This window comes from Streptomyces sp. NPDC045846 (assembly GCF_056431605.1).
Window position 1 is genome coordinate 73731 of sequence record NZ_JBWKKJ010000009.1, and the last position, 21843, is coordinate 95573.

The 21843-nt window shown below is 71.3% G+C and carries 19 protein-coding genes; 7 read left to right on the forward strand and 12 right to left on the reverse strand.

The window, feature by feature from the left end:
* The first annotated feature begins 14 nt into the window (after nucleotides 1–14).
* The gene (locus AC07F3_RS25245) at nucleotides 15–1160 is read left to right on the forward strand and encodes a UDP-N-acetylglucosamine--N-acetylmuramyl-(pentapeptide) pyrophosphoryl-undecaprenol N-acetylglucosamine transferase (RefSeq protein WP_479116707.1); all 1146 of its coding nucleotides are present in this window, start codon (nucleotides 15–17) and stop codon (nucleotides 1158–1160) included.
* Nucleotides 1157–2155, forward strand: a complete 999-nt coding sequence (locus AC07F3_RS25250; protein WP_479116708.1) for an SDR family NAD(P)-dependent oxidoreductase — start codon at nucleotides 1157–1159, stop codon at nucleotides 2153–2155. Before AC07F3_RS25245 ends, AC07F3_RS25250 begins: the two co-directional genes overlap by 4 nt.
* A 4-nt stretch (nucleotides 2156–2159) precedes the next feature.
* Here AC07F3_RS25250 and AC07F3_RS25255 read toward each other — a convergent pair whose 3' ends face one another.
* Nucleotides 2160–2342 carry a hypothetical protein gene (locus tag AC07F3_RS25255; protein ID WP_479116709.1) on the reverse strand — a complete coding sequence of 61 codons (183 nt, stop codon included), beginning with the start codon at nucleotides 2340–2342 and terminating at the stop codon, nucleotides 2160–2162.
* Nucleotides 2343–2440: 98 nt separating this feature from the next.
* A complete protein-coding gene (locus AC07F3_RS25260) occupies nucleotides 2441–3076 on the reverse strand; it encodes a TetR/AcrR family transcriptional regulator (RefSeq protein ID WP_469839821.1) in 636 nt (211 codons plus the stop codon).
* 295 nt (nucleotides 3077–3371) lie between these two features.
* Here AC07F3_RS25260 and AC07F3_RS25265 point away from each other — a divergent pair, with 295 nt between their 5' ends.
* From AC07F3_RS25265 to AC07F3_RS25280, 4 genes are all read left to right on the forward strand, one after another.
* Complete coding sequence (locus AC07F3_RS25265) at nucleotides 3372–4340, forward strand: tetratricopeptide repeat protein (RefSeq protein WP_479116710.1); 969 nt, start codon at nucleotides 3372–3374, stop codon at nucleotides 4338–4340.
* A 643-nt stretch (nucleotides 4341–4983) separates the two neighbouring features.
* The gene (locus AC07F3_RS25270; protein ID WP_479116711.1) at nucleotides 4984–5625 is read left to right on the forward strand and encodes a DUF6230 family protein; all 642 of its coding nucleotides are present in this window, start codon (nucleotides 4984–4986) and stop codon (nucleotides 5623–5625) included.
* Nucleotides 5626–5722: 97 nt separating this feature from the next.
* Nucleotides 5723–6271 (forward strand): DUF6114 domain-containing protein, encoded by a 549-nt coding sequence (locus AC07F3_RS25275; RefSeq protein WP_479116712.1) that lies wholly within the window; start codon nucleotides 5723–5725, stop codon nucleotides 6269–6271.
* A complete protein-coding gene (locus AC07F3_RS25280; RefSeq protein WP_479116713.1) occupies nucleotides 6261–7574 on the forward strand; it encodes a hypothetical protein in 1314 nt (437 codons plus the stop codon). Before AC07F3_RS25275 ends, AC07F3_RS25280 begins: the two co-directional genes overlap by 11 nt.
* A 162-nt stretch (nucleotides 7575–7736) precedes the next feature.
* Here the strand turns inward: AC07F3_RS25280 and AC07F3_RS25285 are convergent, their stop codons facing one another.
* From AC07F3_RS25285 to pta, 4 genes are all read right to left on the reverse strand, one after another.
* Nucleotides 7737–8975 (reverse strand): D-alanyl-D-alanine carboxypeptidase family protein, encoded by a 1239-nt coding sequence (locus tag AC07F3_RS25285; RefSeq protein WP_479116714.1) that lies wholly within the window; start codon nucleotides 8973–8975, stop codon nucleotides 7737–7739.
* A gap of 205 nt (nucleotides 8976–9180) precedes the next feature.
* Nucleotides 9181–10611 (reverse strand): pyruvate kinase, encoded by a 1431-nt coding sequence (gene pyk / locus AC07F3_RS25290; RefSeq protein ID WP_479116715.1) that lies wholly within the window; start codon nucleotides 10609–10611, stop codon nucleotides 9181–9183.
* 106 nt (nucleotides 10612–10717) lie between these two features.
* On the reverse strand, nucleotides 10718–11947 hold the full coding sequence (locus AC07F3_RS25295; RefSeq protein ID WP_479116716.1) for an acetate kinase: 1230 nt from the start codon (nucleotides 11945–11947) through the stop codon (nucleotides 10718–10720).
* Nucleotides 11944–14031, reverse strand: a complete 2088-nt coding sequence (gene pta, locus AC07F3_RS25300) for a phosphate acetyltransferase (protein ID WP_479116717.1) — start codon at nucleotides 14029–14031, stop codon at nucleotides 11944–11946. Before pta ends, AC07F3_RS25295 begins: the two co-directional genes overlap by 4 nt.
* A gap of 256 nt (nucleotides 14032–14287) precedes the next feature.
* On the opposite strand from pta, the gene AC07F3_RS25305 reads away from it, so the two are divergent.
* On the forward strand, nucleotides 14288–15313 hold the full coding sequence (locus AC07F3_RS25305) for an ATP-dependent 6-phosphofructokinase (RefSeq protein WP_469839814.1): 1026 nt from the start codon (nucleotides 14288–14290) through the stop codon (nucleotides 15311–15313).
* Nucleotides 15314–15492: 179 nt separating this feature from the next.
* Here AC07F3_RS25305 and AC07F3_RS25310 read toward each other — a convergent pair whose 3' ends face one another.
* The 6 genes from AC07F3_RS25310 to AC07F3_RS25335 all read right to left on the reverse strand — a co-directional run bounded on the left by AC07F3_RS25310 (nucleotide 15493) and on the right by AC07F3_RS25335 (nucleotide 21818).
* Nucleotides 15493–16167 carry a helix-turn-helix domain-containing protein gene (locus tag AC07F3_RS25310; RefSeq protein WP_479116718.1) on the reverse strand — a complete coding sequence of 225 codons (675 nt, stop codon included), beginning with the start codon at nucleotides 16165–16167 and terminating at the stop codon, nucleotides 15493–15495.
* Nucleotides 16168–16291: 124 nt separating this feature from the next.
* Nucleotides 16292–17140, reverse strand: a complete 849-nt coding sequence (locus AC07F3_RS25315) for a carbohydrate ABC transporter permease (RefSeq protein WP_479116719.1) — start codon at nucleotides 17138–17140, stop codon at nucleotides 16292–16294.
* Nucleotides 17137–18024 carry a carbohydrate ABC transporter permease gene (locus AC07F3_RS25320; RefSeq protein WP_479116720.1) on the reverse strand — a complete coding sequence of 296 codons (888 nt, stop codon included), beginning with the start codon at nucleotides 18022–18024 and terminating at the stop codon, nucleotides 17137–17139. The genes AC07F3_RS25315 and AC07F3_RS25320 overlap by 4 nt, the downstream gene beginning before the upstream one ends.
* The gene (locus AC07F3_RS25325; RefSeq protein ID WP_479116721.1) at nucleotides 18021–19415 is read right to left on the reverse strand and encodes an extracellular solute-binding protein; all 1395 of its coding nucleotides are present in this window, start codon (nucleotides 19413–19415) and stop codon (nucleotides 18021–18023) included. Before AC07F3_RS25325 ends, AC07F3_RS25320 begins: the two co-directional genes overlap by 4 nt.
* A 121-nt stretch (nucleotides 19416–19536) precedes the next feature.
* Nucleotides 19537–20223: a response regulator gene (locus AC07F3_RS25330; RefSeq protein WP_479116722.1), complete on the reverse strand. Its 687-nt coding sequence runs from the start codon at nucleotides 20221–20223 to the stop codon at nucleotides 19537–19539.
* The gene (locus AC07F3_RS25335) at nucleotides 20220–21818 is read right to left on the reverse strand and encodes a sensor histidine kinase (RefSeq protein ID WP_479116723.1); all 1599 of its coding nucleotides are present in this window, start codon (nucleotides 21816–21818) and stop codon (nucleotides 20220–20222) included. The genes AC07F3_RS25330 and AC07F3_RS25335 overlap by 4 nt, the downstream gene beginning before the upstream one ends.
* Nucleotides 21819–21843 lie beyond the last annotated feature (25 nt).

Here is a 21843-nt window from a genome sequence, read left to right on the forward strand (position 1 = left end):
TGAACCTCGGTGCCATGCGCACACCATTGTCAGTAGTGATCGGAGCGGGCGGTACCGGAGGGCACATCTACCCCGGGCTCGCGCTCGCCGAGGCGCTGCGGCGGGCCGTTCCCGACGCGGTGATCTCCTTCGTCGGCACGACCCGGGGCCTGGAGGGCGAGCTCATACCCGGCGCCGGGCACCTCCTGCACACCGTCGACATGATCCCCTTCGACCCCTCGCTCGGCGCCAAGCGGTACCTCCTGCCCGCCGCGCTGCTGAAGTCGGGCGCGCAGTGCCGGGCCATCCTCAAGGCGCAGGGCGCCCAGGTCGCGGTCGGCATGGGCGGCTATCCGAGCGCGCCCGTGATCGTCGGCGCGAGGATGGCAGGGCTGCCCAGCCTGATCCACGAGTCCAACGCCGTGCCGGGCCGCGCCAACCAGTTCGCCGCCCGGCTCACCCCGAACATCGCGGTCGCCTTCGACCGCAGCCGCGCCCATCTGTCGGGCGGCCAGGACGCGGTCACCACCGGCATGCCCATCGCCGCCTCGCTGGCAGCGCTCGACCGCCCCACGATGCGCGCCGGAGCCCGCCGCGCGCTCGGCGTGCCGCCCGGGGCGCGCCTCGTCCTCGTCAACGGCGGCAGCCTGGGCGCGGCCCGGCTCACCGCGGCGGCGATCGGCCTCGCCCACCACTGGCGGGACCGGACCGACGTCCACCTCCTGATCAAGACGGGCCCGGCCCAACTGGCCGACACCGAGCTCCAGTTGGCGGGTCTTCCCGGGGCGCGGGCGGTGCCCTACCTCGACCGGATGGACCTGGCGTACGCCGCCGCCGACCTGGTCGTGTGCCGGGCCGGGTCCGCGACCGTCGCCGAACTCGCCGCCACCGGCGTGCCCGCCGTCCTCGTGCCCTATCCGCACGCGCCCGGCGACCACCAGACCCACAACGCGCGGGTCCTCTCCGACGCGGGCGCGGGGCTGCTCGTGCCGGACGCCGAGACCACCGCGTTCCGGCTGGCGGGACTCATCGAGCCCCTGCTCGCCGACCCGGCCCGGCTCGCCGCGATGAGCGGCGCCGCCGACCCCGGCAACCACGCCCGAGCCGCCGACCTGCTGGCCGCCAAGGTCCTCGAACTCGCCTCCTACCCCACCTCGTACACCAGGGAGTACGCAGCATGAGCACTGTGAACACGTGGCACAACCGCACCGTCCTCGTCACCGGCGCCGAGGGCTTCATCGGCTCGACGCTGGTCGACCTGCTCGTCGAACGCGGCGCGAACGTCCGGGCGTTCGTGCACTACAAGCCGTACGCCGAGAAGGGCTTCCTCGCCCACCTCATCGGCCACCCCCAGGTGGAGATGGTCGCGGGGGACGTCCGCGACGCGGGCCGCGTCTCGGACGCGGTCGAGGGCTGCGACACCGTCTTCCACCTCGCGGCCCTCATCGGCATCCCGTACAGCTACGACTCCCCGGGCGCCTATGTGCAGACGAACGTCGTCGGCACCGAGAACATCGCCGAGGCCTGCCGTCGCCACGCGGTCCGCCGCCTCGTCCACACCTCCACCAGCGAGGTGTACGGCACCGCCCGCACCGCGCCGATCAGCGAGCGGCACCCGCTCCAGCCGCAGTCGCCGTACTCCGCCTCCAAGATCGGCGCCGACATGATGGCGCTCTCGCACTGGCACGCCTTCGAACTTCCGGTGACGGTGGTGCGCCCCTTCAACACCTACGGCCCGCGCCAGTCCGCCCGCGCCGTCATCCCCACCATCCTGGCCCAACTGCACGCGGGCGTACGGGAGATCAAGCTCGGCTCGCTGACCCCGACGCGTGACTTCACGTACGTGAGCGACACCGCCCGGGGCTTCCTCGCGGTCGCCGAGTGCGACCGTGCGCTCGGCGAGGTGGTGAACCTGGGCACGGGCCGCGAGATCGCGATCGGCGACCTCGCGCAGGCCCTCATCGTCGCCTCGGGCCGGGATGCCTCGGTGGTGGTCGACCCGGCCCGCCTGCGCCCGTCGGGCAGCGAGGTGGAGCGACTGCTTTCCGACAACACGCGGGCCCGCGCATGGGCGGGCTGGCAGCCGGAAGTCAGCCTGGAGGAAGGCCTGAAGCAGACCTCGCGATGGGTCGAGGAGAACCTGCACCTGTTCGCGCCGGGGCGGTATCAGGTCTGAGCGTTCAGAATCCGCCGGGCCCTCGCGCGAGGAAGCCGAAGATCGCCCACAGCGCGAGGGCGGCGACACCGATGACGAGCAGCAGGAAGCAGGTCAGGCAGCCTCCCGCGACGCCGACCGGCTCCTTCCGCCTGCCTTCCCAGTGGACGCCGCCCGGTTCGTCGGGCCACCCCGGAACTCGTCCCATGACCCGAGCCTGTCAGCTTCCGGCGACGGAGGGAAAGGGGCGGGCGCAGGCGGGAGGCGGGACGGCAGACGGGATCGCTCTCCGCCCGCACCATCCGTTCAGGCCGTCGCGGCCAGCCCCGAGCAGATCAAGAGGGTGAAGTCGCGGGCCCACTCCTCGTCCACGGGCTCCGCGCTGACCAGTGCCCGGTGCACCACCGCGCCGGCCACCACGTCGAAGATCAGGTCGGTGTGGCGGGCGGAGACCGCGGGGTCGGGCTCGTAGGGGAGTTCGCCGCGGGCCTGCGCGCGTTCGCGGCCGACCAGAACCAGCCGCTTCTGGCGGTCGACGATGGCCGACCTGATGCGCCCGCGCAGGGCGTCGTCCCGGGTGGATTCGGCCACCACCGCCATGAGCGCGTTCTTCGTCTCGGGTCGTTCCAGGAGCGCCCCGAACTGGAGGACCACGCCCTCCACGTCAGCCACCAGGCTGCCCAGATCGGGGAGTTCGAGCTCGTCGAAGAGGACGGCGACCGCGTCCACGACGAGCTCGTTCTTGCCCGCCCAGCGGCGGTAGAGCGTCGTCTTGGCGACCCCGGCCCGGGTCGCCACGTCCCCCATCGTCAGCTTCGACCAGCCCAGGTCGACCAGCGCCTCCCGGGTCGCCAGCAGGATCGCGGCATCGGCCTCGGCGCTGCGGGGCCGACCCGTACGACCCGTACAGGACGGTCTCGCGGCTCGGGATGAAGAAGGCATGACGGCGACCATACCGGCCGGTAGCAATCGCGCCAGGGGGCGTGCGGTGTGCGCGAGATCACCCTGTGCGCCGGGGCCGCACCAGTTACGCTACGGCTCGTAGCGAAAGCCTTGAGCGGCCTTCCGCGACAACCACATGTCACCGGCGCCGGGGTGGGGACCCGGGTGCCACCAGGAAACACCACGGCCGGTCCGTGTTCACCCGATGTCTCGCAATCCGGCGGGAGGCGGCGGGTGGGCCCGGATCCTGCCACCGGATCACCACGCACCGTCGCGGAAGGGGGAGGATGTACGCATGCAGCCTAGGAACATGTCCATGAGCGGCGTCGTCGACCTCGCCGCGGTGAAGGCGGCCGGTGAGGCCAAGAGCAAGGCGGAGCAGGCGCGAGCCGAAGCGGCCCGCCAGGGCGGGGTCCCGGCGGTCGCGCCGTCCGCCCTCGTCATCGACGTCGACGAGGCCTCCTTCGAACGCGACGTCCTGACCCGCTCCTCCGAGGTGCCGGTCGTCATCGACTTCTGGGCCGAGTGGTGCGAGCCCTGCAAGCAGCTCGGCCCCCTGCTCGAACGTCTCGCCGTCGAGTACAACGGCCGTTTCCTCCTTGCCAAGATCGACGTCGACGCCAACCAGATGCTGATGCAGCAGTTCGGGATCCAGGGGATCCCGGCCGTCTTCGCGGTGGTCGCCGGCCAGGCGCTGCCGCTCTTCCAGGGCGCGGCCCCGGAGGCGCAGATCCGCGAGACCCTGGACCAGCTGGTGCAGGTCGCCGAGGAGCGCTTCGGCCTGACCGGCATCGCGGTGGACCCGAGCGCCGCGGCCCCGGCCGCCCCGGCGCAGGCCCCGGTGGGCCCGTACGACGCCCTGCTCGAAGCCGCCGTGGTCGCCCTCGACTCGGGCGATCTGGCCGGTGCCGTCCAGGCGTACAAGAACGTGCTGAGCGACGACCCCGGTCACCCCGAGGCCAAGCTCGGCCTCGCCCAGGCCGAACTGCTCCAGCGGGTCCAGTCCCTCGACCCCCAGCAGGTCCGCAAGGACGCCGCCGAGAAGCCCGCCGACGTGGCGGCGCAGATCGCGGCGGCCGACCTCGATCTGGTCGGCGGTCACGTGGAGGACGCCTTCGGCCGGCTCGTCGAGACGGTGAGGCGCACGTTCGGTGACGATCGCGACGCGGCCCGGGTCCGGCTCCTCGAGCTCTTCGAGGTGATCGGCGGGGACGACCCGCGCGTCACGGCGGCGCGAACGGCGCTGGCGAGGGTGCTCTTCTGACCCACTCGTGGACGTCTTCGGGCGTTCACCGACCTGTCACCGAATGAGTGCCGAGCACGGTGTGCGACGGACGATTTGGCGACAGAGAGACAAGAGGCGGCCGCGCTTTACCAAAACTTGGTAAACGCGGCCGCTGTTACTTGCAGTAAGTTGAGCCGCTTCTTACGTCCGCATTTCAGCGGCGATTTCCTCTTCTGTCCGGTCACTCGGCGGCACCCTGTGTGCCCGCTCGATGCCGACCGGTCGCGCTTCGGTTATCAGGCCGTTACTGGCTAGTAACGACACCCCTTGTGCCCCGGCCCGGAATGCACCACGATCGGCCACGCTCGGTCCAATAACGCACCAGCCCGACAGCCACTCGGTGCTGCCGCCCATTGGGTCCCCACCGGGCCGGCCGGTGGCAGTGGCACCGGCCGTGGACAGGGGGGTCTCTGCTCTCCGGCAGGGCCTGTCCAGCAGGTTGCGCGAACGCGTGGCCAGTGGTTGTCGCTCGGGGGTGATCGCCGGTGTCGGACGAGGTGCGCGAGTCGTACGCGGTCGACCTCCCGTGCGCTCCCCTTCCCGAGGACGTAGCACTTCTCCCATCCCGTGACAGCCCTTGAGGGTCCGTCCCGGAGATGTACGTCCGAGAAGGAGGAAAGTCATGGAGTCCCAAGTACGTGGCGGGACCAGATGGAAGCGGTTCGCGCTGGTCATGGTGCCGAGCGTGGCCGCCACGGCCGCGATAGGCGTCGGCCTGGCGCAGGGCGCGCTCGCCGCCTCGTTCAGCGTGTCCGGCCAGGAGTTCAAGGTCCGGGCCGACAAGCTCGTCGGTCACAACCTGATCCAGTACGGATCGATCGCGACCGGCAAGGACCTGAAGGGCAATGACGCCGCGCACCCCGTCGTGGTGTCCGGCTTCAGTGACGCGACGATCAGCAACATGTGCCAGTCGGTCGTCACCCCGGACGTGCCGTTCTTCGGCAGCATCACGCTGCAGCTGAACGCCGGTACGCAGGCCGACAAGCCCGTCGAGGCGACGAACCTCTACCTCGATGTCGCCGAGCTCGACACCGACGCCGAGTTCAAGAACATCGACATCGGTGTGGCCGCCGGTGACCCGTCCAACAAGACGGGCATCCAGCCGAACGCGAAGCCCCAGGTGAACCCGTACGGCTTCGCCCAGCGCGCGGAAGTCGCGACGCTCACGGGCGTGAAGCAGAAGGCGTGGGCGACCACCGCCGGAACCTTCAAGCTCAGCGGCCTGAGCCTGCGGCTCTACCAGGGCAGCAAGGAGTGCTACTAAGCACCCCGCCTGACGGCCGGGGGTGCCCCACGCACTCCCCGGCCGCCGGGACCCTCTCCTTTTTCACAGCAACAGCGGTTCCAGGGAGCTGTTTTCCATGAGCGCCGAGACCACGGGTTCCCGCGACTTCCAGTACTGGCGTCTTCGTTTCCGGGCCTGGCGGGGCAGTCGACCGTTCTGGGCGGGCCTGTTCACGATGGCCGGCGGCGTGCCCATCGCGTACTTCCCGTACGCCAACATGCACCTCGGCAACATCACGCTGGCCATGTCCACCACCGCCGGGGCCGGGTCGCTGATCATCGGCGTACTGCTGGTCACGCTCGGCCTGACGATGTGGTTCCACAGCGTGGTGCGGACGTTCGCGGGTGTCGCGGCCATCCTGCTCGCCCTGATCTCCCTGCCCGTGGCCAACATCGGCGGCTTCGTCATCGGCTTCCTGCTGTCCATGCTCGGCGGCGCGCTCGCCGTGGCGTGGGTGCCCAGCAAGGCCAAGCGCCGGGGTGCGCCGGCCGCCGGTCCGACGACCGGGGACCCCGTGGCCCCGATGGGTGACCAGACCGTGCCCGGCCCGCGTGAAGGACAGCCCGGAACCGCCGCAACCGACACGACAGTTGACGCCAACGGCGGGAGGAACAGTGCGGGGTGACGAGACGCAGCTGGACTCGACCGGAGGCGGCGACCCGCGGGAAAGAAGAGGGCCGCGCCACGCGGCCCCGAGGAAGTCACTGCTGACCAAGTGGCACATGCCCGCGGGCAAGGCGATGGCTCTCGCCGCGATGCCCACGGCCGTCCTGGTCGGCATGAGCCTCACGCCGAAGCTCGCGATGGCCGACGACAAGACGGACATCCCGTTCGCCCCCGGCCCCTGCGTGACCCGCTCGGACAGCCCCTCGGCCTCGCCGAGCCCGTCGAGCAGCGCGTCGGGCAAGGCCTCGCCGAGCCCGTCGGCGTCGTCGAAGGCGGACGACAACGCGTCGCCGAAGCCGAAGACGCCCACGCCGACGGCCTCGGGGTCGGCCGGGGACACGGTCGACAAGCTCCTGAAGCCGGCCCAGCCCGCGGCCAAGCCGTCCGCGGCCGACACCCCGGCGCAGCAGCCCGCGAGTCCGCCGCCCGCCAAGGCCACCAACCCGCTGGACCCGCTGGGCCTGGGTGACGCGCTCAAGGGCCTGTTCGGCATCCACGACACGCCGAGCCCGACGCCCACCGCCACCGCGTCGACGGCCCCCGCGCCGAAGCCCACCGCGAGCACGGCCGCACCCAAGCCGTCGACCAAGGCCTCCAAGCCCGCCGCCACCGAGGGCAAGCCGGTCGACAGCACGACGGACGCGATCAAGAAGGCCGCCGACGAGGCGGGCCAGAAGGTCTCCGAACTCCCGGACGCGGCGAAGGGGTTGGACCCGAAGAAGGACACCGCCATCCCCGACGGTGCCAAGCCCGCCTTCCCGTGCCCGACCGCCGACCCGAAGGCGCTCGCCGCGGCGAAGCAGGACGGCGGCGTACCGACGCTGCCCACCCAGCCCTGGATCCTCAAGAGCTCGATGCTCACCCTGAGCGGTCTGAACTACGAGGGCATCGTCGAGGTCAAGGCGGGCGACACGACGAAGAAGGTCCTCAAGTTCACGGCCTCGTCCGTGGACATCAAGGACCTGGACCAGCAGGTGTACGGGCCGTCCGTGGGCGGCACGCCCACCACCGCCCACGTCGTGGCGCGCTCCGGCTCCACCTCGACGATCCGCAACGGCACGGTGACGATGTACACGGAGGAGCTGAAGGGCAACCTCTTCGGCCTCATCCCGATCACCTTCAGCCCGGCCACCCCGCCCCCGCTGAACGTCCCGTTCGCCTTCTTCACCAACGTGACCGTCCGCCAGGCAGGCCAGTTCGGCGGCACCCTGACCGTCCCCGGCCTCCACAACTACGTCACGAACGGCAACCCGACGACGTAACCCCAAGTACCCATCCGGGAGCCGCAGTTGAACCGTGGCCCGCTCTCCCCCGACCGGGGGAGAGCGGGCCACGGTTGCGGGGCGGGGGCGGCCCGGGGTGGTTTCCGGGACCGCGCTCGATGCCGTGCTCGCGGCCGGGCCGTGCGCGGGGATGCCGGGTGCTCAGCCCACCGCGTCGCCCTGGGGCTTCGCCTTCCGGCGGCGGCTCAGGGCCAGGAAGCCCGCGCCGCCCACGACGACCACCGCCGCGCCGATGCCCGCCCAGCCGAGCGCGCCCATGCCCGAGTCTGACGAGCCCACCGCCGTTCCCGGCTCGACCCCGCTGCGGCCCGGGTCGGCGGCGGGCGAGGCCGGGTCGAGGGTGCCGACCGGCTTGGCCTTGCCGACCGCCGAGAAGCCCCAGTCCAGGAGCTGGCGCATCTCGGTGTACACCTTGTCGTGCTTGTTCTCCTGCGGGTTCATCACCGTCACCACGAGGGTGTGGCCGTCGCGCTGGGCGGCCTCGGCCAGGGTGTTGCCCGCGTTGCTGGTGTAACCGTTCTTGCCGCCGATCAGACCGGGGTACTTGGCCACCCCCTCGATCCCGGAGAGCATGCGGTTGGTGTTGGAGATCCCGAACGGCTTGCCCTTGGTGTTGGGGCCGCCGGGGAAGTCGGCGTAGGCCGTGCCGCAGTAGTCCTTGAAGTCCTTGTTCTTCAGGCCCGACCGCAGGAACAGCGCCAGGTCGTACGCGGACGACACCTGGCCCGGGGCGTCGTAGCCGTCCGGGCTCAGCACATGGGTGTCCTTGGCGCCGAGGCCCTCGGCCTTCTTCTGCATGTCGGCCACGGTCTTCTCGACGCCGCCGTTCATCGCGGCGAGCACATGCACGGCGTCGTTGCCCGAGCGCAGGAACACGCCGCGCCACAGGTCGGGCGCCCCGTACGTCTGGCCGGGCACGATGCCCACCGCGCTGCTGCCGTCGCCCATGCCCTTGAGGTCCTCGTCGCTGACCTTGCGGCTCGCTTCGTGCGGCACCGCGGGCAGCACCGCGTCCGCGAAGAGCATCTTCAGGGTGCTGGCCGGGGGCAGCGGCCAGTGCGCGTTCCTCGCCCCGAGCACCTGACCCGTGTCGGCGTCCGCCACCACCCAGGAAAGGGCCGAGAGGCCGGGCGGCAACGCCGGTGCGCCCGCGCCCACTTGATCACCGGGCTGCCCCAACTGGGCCCCGCCCGCCTGTGACATGTTCGTCGGCGGCTGCCTCTTCGCCTCGCCACCGGGCGCTCCGGGCGTCGCCGACTTGGGCGGCTTCGCGGGGTGGCCGCTCGCCACGGCAGGACCGACGGCGGCGCCCGCGGTGACCGCGGTGGCGGTGAGAGCCACGAGTGCGTGCCGGACCTGCGGCGATATGGGAAGACGCATGCACGTGAACGTACCCCAGGAGGTGTTACGGAATTGACTCGTCCGCCCGTGGAATTTGCCACGCCTTGTTCATGGAACGGACAAGTGCGTCATCCCGTCCGGTCCCGGGCGCCGTGGAGACGCCTCCTTCACCGGACGCGCGTACGCCGGAGGGCGGCACCCGTACGCGACGGGGTGCCGCCCTCCAGGGGTGCGCGGCCGACGGTTACTCCCGCTTGCCGCCGCCGAGGTGGTGCACCCGGACCATGTTGGTGGTGCCGGGGATGCCGGGGGGCGAACCGGCCGTGATGACCATGAGGTCGCCCTCGTTGTAGCGGTTGAGCTTGAGCAGCTCGGCGTCGACCAGGTCGACCATCGCGTCGGTGGAGTCCACGTGCGGAACGACGTGGGTCTCCACGCCCCAGCTCAGCGCGAGCTGGTTGCGGGTGCCCGGGTCCGTGGTGAACGCGAGGATCGGCTGGCAGGTGCGGTAGCGGGACAGGCGGCGCGCCGTGTCACCGGACTTGGTGAACGCGACCAGCGCCTTGCCGTTGAGGAAGTCCGCGATCTCGCAGGCGGCGCGGGCGACCGAACCGCCCTGCGTGCGCGGCTTCTTGCCCGGCACCAGCGGCTGGAGGCCCTTGGACAGGAGCTCCTCCTCGGCCGCCTCGACGATCTTCGACATCGTCTTGACCGTCTCGATCGGGTACGCGCCCACCGAGGACTCGGCGGACAGCATGACCGCGTCCGCGCCGTCCAGGATCGCGTTGGCGACGTCGGACGCCTCGGCGCGCGTCGGCCGCGAGTTGGTGATCATCGACTCCATCATCTGGGTCGCGACGATCACCGGCTTGGCGTTGCGGCGGCAGAGCTCCACGAGGCGCTTCTGCACCATCGGGACCTTCTCCAGGGGGTACTCCACCGCGAGGTCGCCACGGGCCACCATCACACCGTCGAAGGCGGCGACGACGCCCTCCATGTTGGCGACGGCCTGCGGCTTCTCGACCTTGGCGATGACCGGCACGCGGCGGCCGACCTCGTCCATGACCTTGTGGACGTCCTTGACGTCGTCGGCGTCGCGGACGAAGGAGAGCGCGACCAGGTCGCAGCCCATCCGCAGGGCGAAGCGCAGGTCCTCGATGTCCTTCTCGGACAGCGCCGGGACGTTGACCGCCGCACCGGGCAGGTTGATGCCCTTGTGGTCGGAGATGACACCGCCCTCGATGACGATGGTCTTCACCCGGGGGCCGTCGACGGAGACGACCTTGAGCTCGACGTTGCCGTCGTTGATCAGGATCGGGTCGCCCTTGGCGACGTCGCCCGGCAGGCCCTTGTAGGTGGTGCCACAGATCGACTTGTCGCCGGGAACGTCCTCCGCGGTGATGGTGAACTCGTCACCCCGCACCAGCTCGACCGGCCCCTCGGCGAACTTCGCGAGGCGGATCTTCGGGCCCTGGAGGTCGGCGAGCACGCCCACCGCGCGGCCCGTCTCCTCGGCGGCCTTGCGGACCCGGTCGTAACGGGCCTGGTGCTCGGCCTGGGAGCCGTGGCTGAAGTTGAAGCGGGCCACGCTCATGCCGGCCTCGATCAGAGCGACGAGCTGCTCGTGAGAGTCGACGGCGGGGCCCAGTGTGCAGACGATTTTGGAACGGCGCATAAGGCGGATCCTATCGGTTTGTTTCGCTACGGAATATTCCGTCTGGTGGAATGTACAAATGGGCGGGATGACGCTCAGGTGTCGACCAGGCAAACCGGAAATCCGGTCAGGAATTCAACTCCGGTGCCACCAGCGCATACGTCTGCTGAGCGATTTCCAGCTCCTCGTCCGTGGGCACCACGGCCACCGCGACCCGGGCGTACTCCGGGGAGATCAGCCTCGCGCCGTCGGACCGTACGGCGTTGAGCTCGCCGTCCACCGCCAGGCCCAGCTCCTCCAGACCGGCGACCGCGGCCTCGCGGACCGGGGCGGCGTTCTCGCCCACGCCCGCGGTGAACGCGACCGCGTCGACCTTGCCGAGCACGGCGTAATAGGCGCCTATGTACTTCTTCAGCCGGTGAATGTAGATGTCGAAGGCGAGTTGTGCCTTCTCGTCGCCCTCGTCGCAGCGGCGGCGGATCTCCCGCATGTCATTGTCGCCGCACAGACCCACCAGACCGCTCTTCTTGTTGAGCAGTACGTCGATGTCGTCCGCCGACATACCGGCGACCCGCTTGAGGTGGAAGGTGACCGCCGGGTCGATGTCCCCGGACCGGGTGCCCATGACCAGGCCTTCGAGCGGGGTGAGCCCCATCGAGGTGTCGACGCACCTGCCGCCCCGGACCGCGGACGCCGAGGCGCCGTTGCCCAGGTGCAGCACGATCACGTTGACGTCCTCGGGCGCCTTGCCGAGCAGCCGTGCCGTCTCGCGCGACACGTACGCGTGCGAGGTGCCGTGGAAGCCGTAGCGGCGGATGCGGTGCGCGTCGGCCGTCTCGACGTCGATCGCGTACCGGGCCGCGGACTCCGGCATCGTGGTGTGGAAGGCGGTGTCGAAGACCGCGACCTGCGGCAGGTCGGGGCGCAGCGCCTGGGCGGTGCGGATGCCGGTGATGTTCGCCGGGTTGTGCAGCGGGGCGACCGGCACCAGGCGCTCGATCTCCGCGAGCACCTCCTCGGTGATCACGGTCGGCGCGCTGAACTTGAGGCCGCCGTGCACCACCCGGTGGCCGATGGCCGCCAACTCCGGTGAGTCCAGGCCGAGGCCGTCGGCCCTGAGCTCCTCGGCGACCGCCTTGAGCGCGGCCGCGTGGTCCGCGATCGGGCCGTTCTGCTCGCGCGCCGCGCCGCCGGTGGCCAGCGGGGTGTGCTTGAGCCGCGAGGTCTGCTCGCCGATCCGCTCGACCAGGCCCACGGCCAGGCGCGAGGAGTCGCTCATGTCGAGGAGCTGGTACTTCACCGAGGAGGACCCGGAGTTGAGGACGAGGACGCGGGTGCCCTGGTCGGCGGTGGTCATGCGGAGGCCTCCTGCCCCTGCGCCTGGGCCTGGATGGCCGTGATGGCGACGGTGTTGACGATGTCCTGGACGAGGGCGCCGCGCGACAGGTCGTTGACCGGCTTGCGCAGACCCTGGAGCACCGGGCCCACGGCCACGGCGCCGGCCGAGCGCTGCACGGCCTTGTAGGTGTTGTTGCCCGTGTTGAGGTCAGGGAAGATCAGCACGGTGGCCTGCCCGGCCACCTTCGACTCCGGCAGCTTGGTCGCGGCGACCGACGGCTCCACGGCGGCGTCGTACTGGATCGGGCCCTCGATCTTCAGGTCGGGGCGCGCCTCGCGCACCAGCTTGGTGGCCTCGCGCACCTTGTCGACGTCCGCGCCCGAGCCCGAGGTGCCGGTCGAGTACGACAGCATCGCGATCCGCGGGTCCACGCCGAACCGCTGGGCCGTGGCGGCCGCCTGCACCGCGATGTCCGCGAGCTGCTCGGCGTTCGGGTCCGGGTTGACCGCGCAGTCGCCGTACACCAGGACCTTGTCGGCCAGGCACATGAAGAAGACGGAGGAGACGATCGAGGCCTCCGGCTTCGTCTTGATGATCTCGAAGGCGGGGCGGATGGTGGCGGCGGTGGAGTGCACCGAGCCGGACACCATGCCGTCGGCCAGGCCCTCCTGGACCATCAGCGTGCCGAAGTAGTTCACGTCCGCCACCACGTCGTACGCCAGCTCCACGGTGACGCCCTTGTGGGCGCGCAGCTGGGCGTAGCGCTCGGCGAAGCGCTGGCGCAGCTCGGAGGTCGCCGGGTCGATGATCTGGCACTTGACGACGTCGATGCCGAGGTCGGCGGCCTTCTTGCGGATCGCCTCCACGTCGCCGAGCAGCGTCAGCTCGCACACGTCCCGGCGAAGGAGCACATCGGCCGCGCGCAGCACCCGGTCCTCGGTGCCCTCGGGCAGTACGACCCGGCGGCGGTCGGAGCGGGCCTGCTCCAGGAGCTCGTGCTCGAACATCATCGGGGTGACCCGGCCGCTGCGGGCCACCGAGAGGCGGCGCAGCAGGTCGGCGGTGTCCACGTGCCGCTCGAAGAGGCCGAGCGCGGTCTCCGCCTTGCGCGGGGTGGACGCGTTCAACTTCCCTTCCAGGGCGAAGAGTTCCTGCGCGGTGGGGAAGGAGCCGTGGCTGACCGCGACCACCGGGGTGCCGGGTGCGAGGCGGTCGGCGAGGGTGAGGATCGCCTGGCCGGGCCGCTCGTCGAGGGTGAGGAGCACGCCCGCGATGGGCGGGGTGCCGGCGCTGTGCGCGGCCAGCGAGCCCACCACCAGGTCGGCGCGGTCGCCCGGCGTCACGACCAGGCAGCCCGGGGTCAGGGCGTTCAGGAAGTTCGGCAGCATCGCGCCGCCGAAGACGAAGTCGAGGGCGTCGCGCGCGAGCCCGGCGTCGTCGCCGAGCAGCACCGTGCCGTCGAGGGCCGCGGCGATCTGGGCGACGGTGGGCGCGGAGAGCGCGGGCTCGTCCGGCAGTACGTAGCAGGGCACCGGCAGCCGGGCCGCGAGCCGCTCCTCGATGTCGTGCCGGTCGGCCGGGGCGACCCGGTTGACCACCATGGCGAGCACGTCGCAGCCGAGCCCGTCGTAGGCCCGGTGGGCGTTGCGCGCCTCGGCCCGTACGGACTCGGCGGTCTGGCCCTTGCCGCCGACCACCGGTATCACCGAGGCGCCGAACTCGTTCGCGAGCCGGGCGTTGAGCGCCAGTTCGTCGGGGAGCTGGGTGTCGGCGAAGTCGGTGCCGAGCACGAGCACGACCTCGTAGTCGCGGGCCACCCGGTGGAATCTGTCGACGAGCCGGGAGACGAGTTCGTCGGTACCCTGCTCCGCCTGGAGCGCGGACGCCTCGTGGTAGTCCATCCCGTACACCGTGGCCGCGTCCTGGGCCAGCCGGTAACGGGCGCGGAGCAGGTCGAACAGCCGGTCCGGTCCGTCGTGCACCAGGGGGCGGAAGACGCCCACCCGGTCCACCTGACGGGTCAGGAGCTCCATGACTCCCAGCTCGATGACCTGGCGGCCGTCTCCCCGGTCGATCCCGGTCACGTACACGCTGCGCGTCACGCGTGCTCTCCTGTTCTTCGTCGCAGGAAAATGTCCACATAGGGCGGTCTTGCCCCCTTGACAATACCCCTGCGGATGGGTAGGGCGCCCGCCGGACGAAGGGCCCGGCGGCAGGGCCGAAAGGCCCTTCGCCCATCATGGTCGGAGTAGCAGGAGGGGCGGGTGCCCCGGGGTGCGTGGGACAATCTGAATTGCTCACGTTACGGGGGATTCGGGCGTGACGTCCCAGGACCGGCGAAGCAGGAGACAGAGCACGATGCGCATCGGAGTACTCACGGCAGGCGGCGACTGTCCCGGCCTGAACGCAGTGATCCGGTCGGTCGTGCACCGAGCCGTGGTCGGCCACGGTGACGAAGTCATCGGGTTCGAGGACGGGTTCAAGGGCCTGCTCGACGGCCACTTCCGTCCGCTCGACCTCAACGCCGTGAGCGGCATCCTGGCCCGCGGCGGCACCATCCTCGGCTCCGCCCGCCTGGAGCGCGACCGGCTGCGCGAAGCCTCCGAGAACTGCGCCGAGTTGGCGAAGCGCTACGGCCTCGACGCGCTGATCCCCATCGGCGGCGAGGGCACGCTCACCGCGGCCCGCATGCTGTCCGACGCGGGCATGCCCGTGGTCGGCGTGCCCAAGACGATCGACAACGACATCTCCGCCACCGACCGCACCTTCGGCTTCGACACCGCCGTGGGGGTGGCGACCGAGGCCATCGACCGCCTGAAGACCACCGCCGAATCCCACCAGCGCGTCATGGTCGTCGAGGTCATGGGGCGGCACGCGGGCTGGATCGCGCTGGAGTCCGGGATGGCCGGCGGCGCCCACGGCATCTGCCTGCCCGAGCGGCCCTTCCAGGTCGACGACCTGGTCAAGATGGTCGAGGAGCGCTTCTCGCGCGGGAAGAAGTTCGCGGTCGTCTGCGTCGCCGAGGGGGCGCACCCCGCCGAGGGCTCGATGCCGTACGAGAAGGGCGCCATCGACCAGTACGGCCACGAGCGCTTCGCGGGCATCGGCAACCGGCTCGCCGTCGAACTGGAGCGGCGCCTGGGCAAGGAGGCCCGCCCGGTCATCCTCGGTCACGTCCAGCGCGGCGGCGTGCCGACCGCGTACGACCGGGTGCTCGCGACCCGCTTCGGCTGGCACGCCGTGGAGGCCGTGCACCGCGGCGACTTCGGCAACATGACGGCGCTGCGCGGCACGGACATCGTGATGGCCCCGCTCGCGCACGCGGTGACCACGCTCAAGACGGTGCCGGACAACCGGATGTACGAGGCCGAGTCCGTCTTCTAGCCGCATACGGCGTGGACCTCGGCCCTCAATCCCGGGGGCCGAAGGTCCCCCGGGCCCCCTCGCCCCCCGCGGTCATGTCGGGTGCGGGCCGGTGGGGGCCGATCGCGCAGTTCCCCGCGCCCCTGTAGGGGACCCGGCACCCCTTGCTCGCCACCCGACAGGCGCGGAGCGTATGGGCGTCAGCCGTGGGCCAGTTCCCAGAAGCGGTCCACGATGCGGTCGAGGAAGTCCCGCCCCGCGTCCCCCGTGTTGTTGTCCGCGCCCCAGTTCAACGTGGCGACCATGTGCGACTGGTACTCCGTGTGCAACTGGTCGAGCACCCCCTCCACATGCTGCTTGGACAGCGGAAGCAGCTTCACCGTCGGCTTCACGTACGCCTGCCAGCGCGTGGTCACCGCGCCGCGCAGCAGCTCCGCGAGGTCCTCGTTCTGGCCGGTGGCCGTCACGTAGTCGCGCAGCGGCAGCTGGAGCAGGTCGGCGAGCGCCGCCGACTGGCGCTCGTTGCCGCGCCAGCGCCCCGCGTCCTCCATCGCCCGGTAGGCCCGGGTGTCGAGCCCGACCCGGCGGGCCATGTCGTCGATGCTCAGACCGCGCGCGAGGCGGTGCTCGCGCAGGGTGGAGGCGGCCGCCATGAGGTCGCCGGGGGAGCACCACAGGACACCCGCGAGCGCGGTCAGCTCCCGCGCCTCGGGTGCGGCGAGCCCCCGCTCCCACGCCATCACGGTGTCCGGCGAGACCAGCAGGCCGTACTGGGCGCGCATGCCGTAGGCGACGTGGCCGGGGGCCATGCCCAGGGCCTCTCGCAGTCGGCGGGCCGCGAGGGCGTTGAAGGGTGGGGTGGGGTGCACGCGCACACCGTAGGACGGTAAGTGACATCTGCCTACGGTGTGTTCCACCAAAGAAGGTGAATTGGAGGAAAGTACGGTTTTGCGGGCGTCCGGGTTACCTAAGGGTTGGGTAAGCGTTTGCTCGCCGCCGCTATCCCTTCACCGCGCCGGACAGCGCGAAACCTCCTCCGAGCCGCCGGGCGATCAGGACGTACAGCAGGAGCACCGGCGTCGAATAGAGGATGGAGAACGCGGCGAGCTGGCCGTAGACCACCGACCCGTAGTTCCCGAAGAACGTGAAGATCGAGACCGAGGCCGGGAGTCTGTCGGGCGAGAGCAGCAGCATGAAGGGGACGAAGAAGTTCCCCCACAGCATGATGAAGGTGTAGATCGTCACGACGCTCACGCCGGGACCCATCAGCGGCAGCACCACCCGCACCAGCGCCTGTCGCGTCGAGGCCCCGTCGGTCCAGGCGGCCTCCTCCAGGCCGACCGGCACCCCGTCCATGAAGTTCTTCATCAGCCAGATGGCGAAAGGGAGTTGGGCGGCGGCCAGGAATAGCGAGGTGCCGTACGTCGTGTCGATGAGGTCGACCCGCACGAAGAGCGCGTACACCGGGACCATGACCGCCGTGATGGGCAGGCACGTGGTGAACAGGATCGTCAGCAGGTACGGGCGGGTCAGGCGCGAGCGGTAGCGGGACAGGGGGTACGCCGCGAGGACGGCGCAGACCACCGTGAGCAGCGTCGAACTCCCGCACAGCAGGAGGCTGTTGAGCATCGGGGTGAAGGTGATGTCGGGGGTCAGCACCGCCGAGAAGTTGTCCGGGGTGGCCGATCCTGGGAGCCGTACCCGCAAATCGGCCTCGGGGTCGACGGAGGCGAGCAGCAGCCACAGGAGCGGCACCGCGAAGGCCGCCGCCACCGCCAGCAGCGCCGCGTCGGCGGCGAGCCGCTGCCGGGTGCGGCGGCGCACCCGGGGGGCCGGGGCGGCCCTCACACCTCCACCTTCAGGAGCCGCAGGTAGACGATCGAGAACAGGGAGCCCACCAGGAGCAGCAGCAGCGCGACCGCGGTGCCGTAGCCGATCAGGCTCTTCAGGAACGCCTGGTCGTACATGAACACGGGCAGCGTCTGGCTCCGGTCGCCCGGGCCGCCCCGGGTCATCGCCCAGATCAGTCCGAAGACGGACAGCGTCTGGAGGGTGTTGAGCATGAGGTTGGTGCCGATCGAGCGGCGGATCATCGGCAGCGTGATGTGCCAGAACCGGCGCGCCCCGCTCGCCCCGTCGACCTCCGCGGCCTCCTCGATGTCGTCCGGGATCTCGGCGAGCGCGGCCGAGTAGATCAGCAGGGAGAACGCGGTGCCGCGCCACACGTTCGCGAACGACACCGCGAGGACCGGCAGCGTGAACAGCCAGTTCTGGGTGGGTAGATGGAGCCAGCCGAGGATCGCGTTCAGGGTGCCCTCGCGGCGGAAGAAGGCGTACAGCAGGAAGGCGGCCACGATCTCCGGCAAGACCCAGGCCGTGATCACCAGGGCGCCCGTCACCGTCCGCACCGGGCGCGAGGCCCGCCGCATCAGCGCGGCGAGCGCCAGGCCCAGTGTGTTCTGGCCGATCAGCGAGGACAGCACGGTGAAGACGAGGGTGAGCCAGACCGCGTTGCGGAACACCGGATCGGCGAAGGCCCGCCGGAAGTTCGCGAACCCCACGAAGTCGACCGACGAGGAGCCGGTCAGTTGCATGTCGGTGAACGCGATGTACACGCAGTAGCCGATGGGCCCGGCCAGGAAGAGCAGCAGGAGCAGGGTGGCGGGCGCGATCGGCAGCCAGCGCAGCGCCCGGGTGCGCCGCCCGCCTCCCGGCGCCGCGAAGCCGCTCAACTCGCTCCCCGCGCGATCGACTTGAGCTGGTCGTCGTACGCCTTGGCGGCCGAGGCCGCCGAGCCGCCGGTCGTCACCGACTCCATCGCCTCGCCGATCGCGGTCGACACCTGGGGATAGACCGGCAGGGCGGGGCGGTAGTGGGTGAACGGGACCAGGCCCGTGAAGAAGGTGATGCCGGGCATGGAGTGCAGATAGGTCGGATCGGCGGCCACGTCCTTGCGGACCGCGATCTGGGCGTCCGCCACGTCCCACTTCACCGCGTTCTCCTTCGTCTGCATCGCCTCGACGAAGTCGAAGGCGAGATCCGGGTTGGCCGCCCTGGCCGGAATCGCCCAGGTCCAGCCGCCCGACATGGAGACCTTGCCCGGCGCCTGCCCGTCCTTGGTCGGCATCGGGGCCTGGCCGAGCACGGCCGACCAGGCCGGCCACTCCTTGGGGCCCTTGTTGATCCAGTTCTGGCCGAGCCAGGAGCCGTCCAGGGCGATCGCCAGCTTGCCGTTCGGCATCCAGTCCGTCGCCAGGTGGGTGCCCACGTTGGGGTCGAGGGCGTCGGAGGGGTCCGGGCCGAGATTCTCCGCGTACACCGTCCGTACGAAGTCGAGGGCGTCCTTGAAGCCCTGCGAGCCCGACACCCACTTCTTCGCGGCGGGGTCGTACAGCGGGTTCTCGCCCGTGCCGTAGAGCAGCATCTCGAAGCCCTGCATGGCCGCGGCCTCGCCGGCCGCCTTGCCGGTGTAGACGTTGAGCGGGATGACGCCCGGCACCTTCCGCCGCACGGTGCGCGCCGCGTCCAGGAGCTCCGCCCAGTTCCTGGGCTGCCAGTTCGCGGGCAGGCCCGCCTTCGCGAAGATCTGCTTGTTGAACCACAGGCCCCGGGTGTCGGTGCCGTCCGGCACGCCGTACGTCCGGCCGTCCTCGGCCCGGGCCGCCGCCTTCGCGGTGTCGACGAACTGGCCCCACTGGTCCCACTTGGCCAGGCGGTCGTCGAGCGGGCGCAGATAGCCCGCCCCGATGTCGGAGTTGATGCGGAACGTGTCCTCGTACACCAGGTCCGGCGCGGTCTTCGGCGAGCGCATCATCTGCTGGACCTTGGCCGCGTAGTCGTTGTCGGCGGCCTGGATCGGCACCAGCTTCACCTTCTTGCCGGGGTGCCCCCGCTCGAACTGCTTCTTCACGTCCTCCAGGAACGCGTCCTTGAAGCGGATCTTGTTGTCGGTGGAGCGGTTGTACGCGATCCGCACGGTGTTCGCGTCACTGCCGGAGCCCGAGCCGCAACCGGCGAGCGATCCGGCGGCGAGGGCGGCGGCGAGGATCAGGGGGAGCCGGTGTCCCCGCCTCGCCGGGCGGGTTCGGGACACGGAGTCTGCTGCGGGGGCGGTGGGGCGCACGGGCACGACCTCCTCGGGCCAGGCGTGCGGCCGTGGCCACGGCCGCACTTGGCTGCCCGGTGAACGTAAGGGCGCCCGTTGGCAAGGTCAACCCCGCGTCGGTCCCCGTCTGACAACCTTGTCAACCGCCGGGTCGGCGCGGGGAGTTGAGCCAGCGGTACTGGAGCTCGGGCCGGCCGATCTGGCCGTACTGCGGCGTGCGCTCGGCACGCCCGGTGGTGACCAGGTGCTCCAGATAGCGGCGTGCGGTGATCCGTGAGATGCCGACCGCGAGACCGGCCTCGGCCGCCGTCACCCCCGCGGGCGCTTCGCGCAGCGTCCGCGTGACCGCTTGCAGGGTGGGGGCGCTCAGTCCCTTGGGGAGCGCGGAGGGCTGCGGGGCGCGCAGCGCGGCGAGCGCCCGGTCGACCTCCTCCTGTCCGCTCGCCTCCCCGGCGGCCGCCCGGAACTCGGCGTACCGCACGAGCCGGTCGCGCAGCGTGGGGAAGGTGAAGGGCTTCAGCACGTACTGCACGACGCCGAGCGAGACGCCCTCGCGCACCATCGTCAGATCCCGTGCCGAGGTCACCGCCACGACGTCGGCGCCGTGCCCGGCCGCCCGTAGCGACCGGACGAGCTGGAGGCCGTGCCCGTCCGGCAGGTACAGGTCGAGGAGGAGCAGGTCCACCTCGGTCCGCTCCAGGGCGCGCAGGGCCTCGGCGCGCGAGTGCGCCACCGCGACGGCGGTGAAGCCGGGCACCCGTCCGACGTAGAGCCGGTGCGCCTCGGCGGCGACCGGGTCGTCCTCCACGACCAGCACTCTGATCATGCGCGTACTCCCTGCTCCAGGGGCAGCCGCACCGTGAACTCGGCGCCTCCGTACGGTCCGCGGTCCAGTGCGATGGTGCCGCCGTGCCGGGCGGTGGTGAGCCGCACTAGGGCCAGGCCGAGGCCGCGCCCCGGGCTCTTGGTCGACCAGCCCCGCTCGAACACGGCCTCGGCGGCGGCCGGATCGATGCCGGGCCCGCTGTCCGCGACCCGCACCACGAGCCGCCCGTCCTCGGTGGTGAGCGTAACGGCGACCTCGGCGGCCGCGCTGCCCTGTGCCGCGTCCACCGCGTTGTCCAGCAGGTTGCCGAGGACGGTCACCAGGTCGCGGGCGGGCAGGGTGGCCGGGAGCAGGCCGTCGCCGATCGCGCTGCCCTCGGTCAGGACCAGCTCCACACCGTGCTCGTTGGCCTGCGCCGCCTTGCCGAGCAGCAGCGCGGCGAGCACCGGCTCGCCGACGGCCGTGACCACCTGGTCGGTGAGCGCCTGGGCCAGCTCCAGCTCGGCCGTCGCGAACTCGACGGCGTCCTCCACGCGGCCCAGTTCGATGAGCGAGACGACTGTGTGCAGCCGGTTCGCGGCCTCGTGCGCCTGCGCCCGCAGGGCCTGGGTGAAACCGCGCTCGGAGTCCAACTCGCCCGACAGGGCCTGGAGTTCGGTGTGGTCGCGCAGGGTCACCACGGTGCCGTGGCGTCCGCCGGAGGAGACCGGGCGCGTGTTCAGGACCACGATCCGGTCGGCCGTCATGTGGACCTCGTCCACCCGCGGCTCGCTGTCGTGCAGCGCCGCGGCGAGCGAGGAGGGCAGGCCGAGCCCGGCCACCGGGCGGCCCACCGCGTCCTCGCCGAGACCGAGCAGCGCGCGCCCGCCGTCGTTGATCAGCGCGATCCGCCGCTCCCCGTCGAGCATGAGGAGCCCCTCGCGCACGGCGTGCAGGGTGGCTTGGTGGTAGTCGTGCATGCGGCTCAGCTCGGCGGCGTTCATGCCGTGGGTGTGGCGGCGGAGGCGTGCGTTGATCACGTACGTGCCGAGCCCGCCGAGCACCAGCGCGCCGCCCGCCATCCCGGCCAGCGCCACCAGCTGCTCGCGCACCTGCTCGCTGATCCTGTCGACGGTGATGCCCGCGCTCACGAGCGCCGTGATCCGGCCATGATCATCCGGGTCGCGCACGGGGGCCACGACCCGCACGGAGGGCCCGAGCACCCCCATGTGCGTCTCGGTGAACGTCTTCCCGCGCAGCGCCGGGGCCGTGTCGCCGAGGTACTTCCGCCCGATCTCGCCCGGCACCGGATGCGTCCAGCGGGTGCCGTCCGGCGCCATGACGACGACGAAGTCGACGCCGGTGGTGGTGCGCAGCGTCTCGGCGTACGGCTGGAGCGCGGCCGTGGGGTCCGGGGTGCGGGCCGCCGCGACCACCGCGGGCGAGGCGGCCACCGAGGTCGCGGTCGCGACGGCCTGGCGCCGTGCGGTCTCCTCGGCCTGGTGCCGGTCGGTGACGTACGCGAAGAGCGCGCACCCCGCCACGACCGCGGCCACCAGCACCACCTGCATGGCGAAGAGCTGGCCGGCGAGGGAGCGGGGTCCGGGGAGACGCATCCGGTAAGTGTGCTGGCTGGATCTG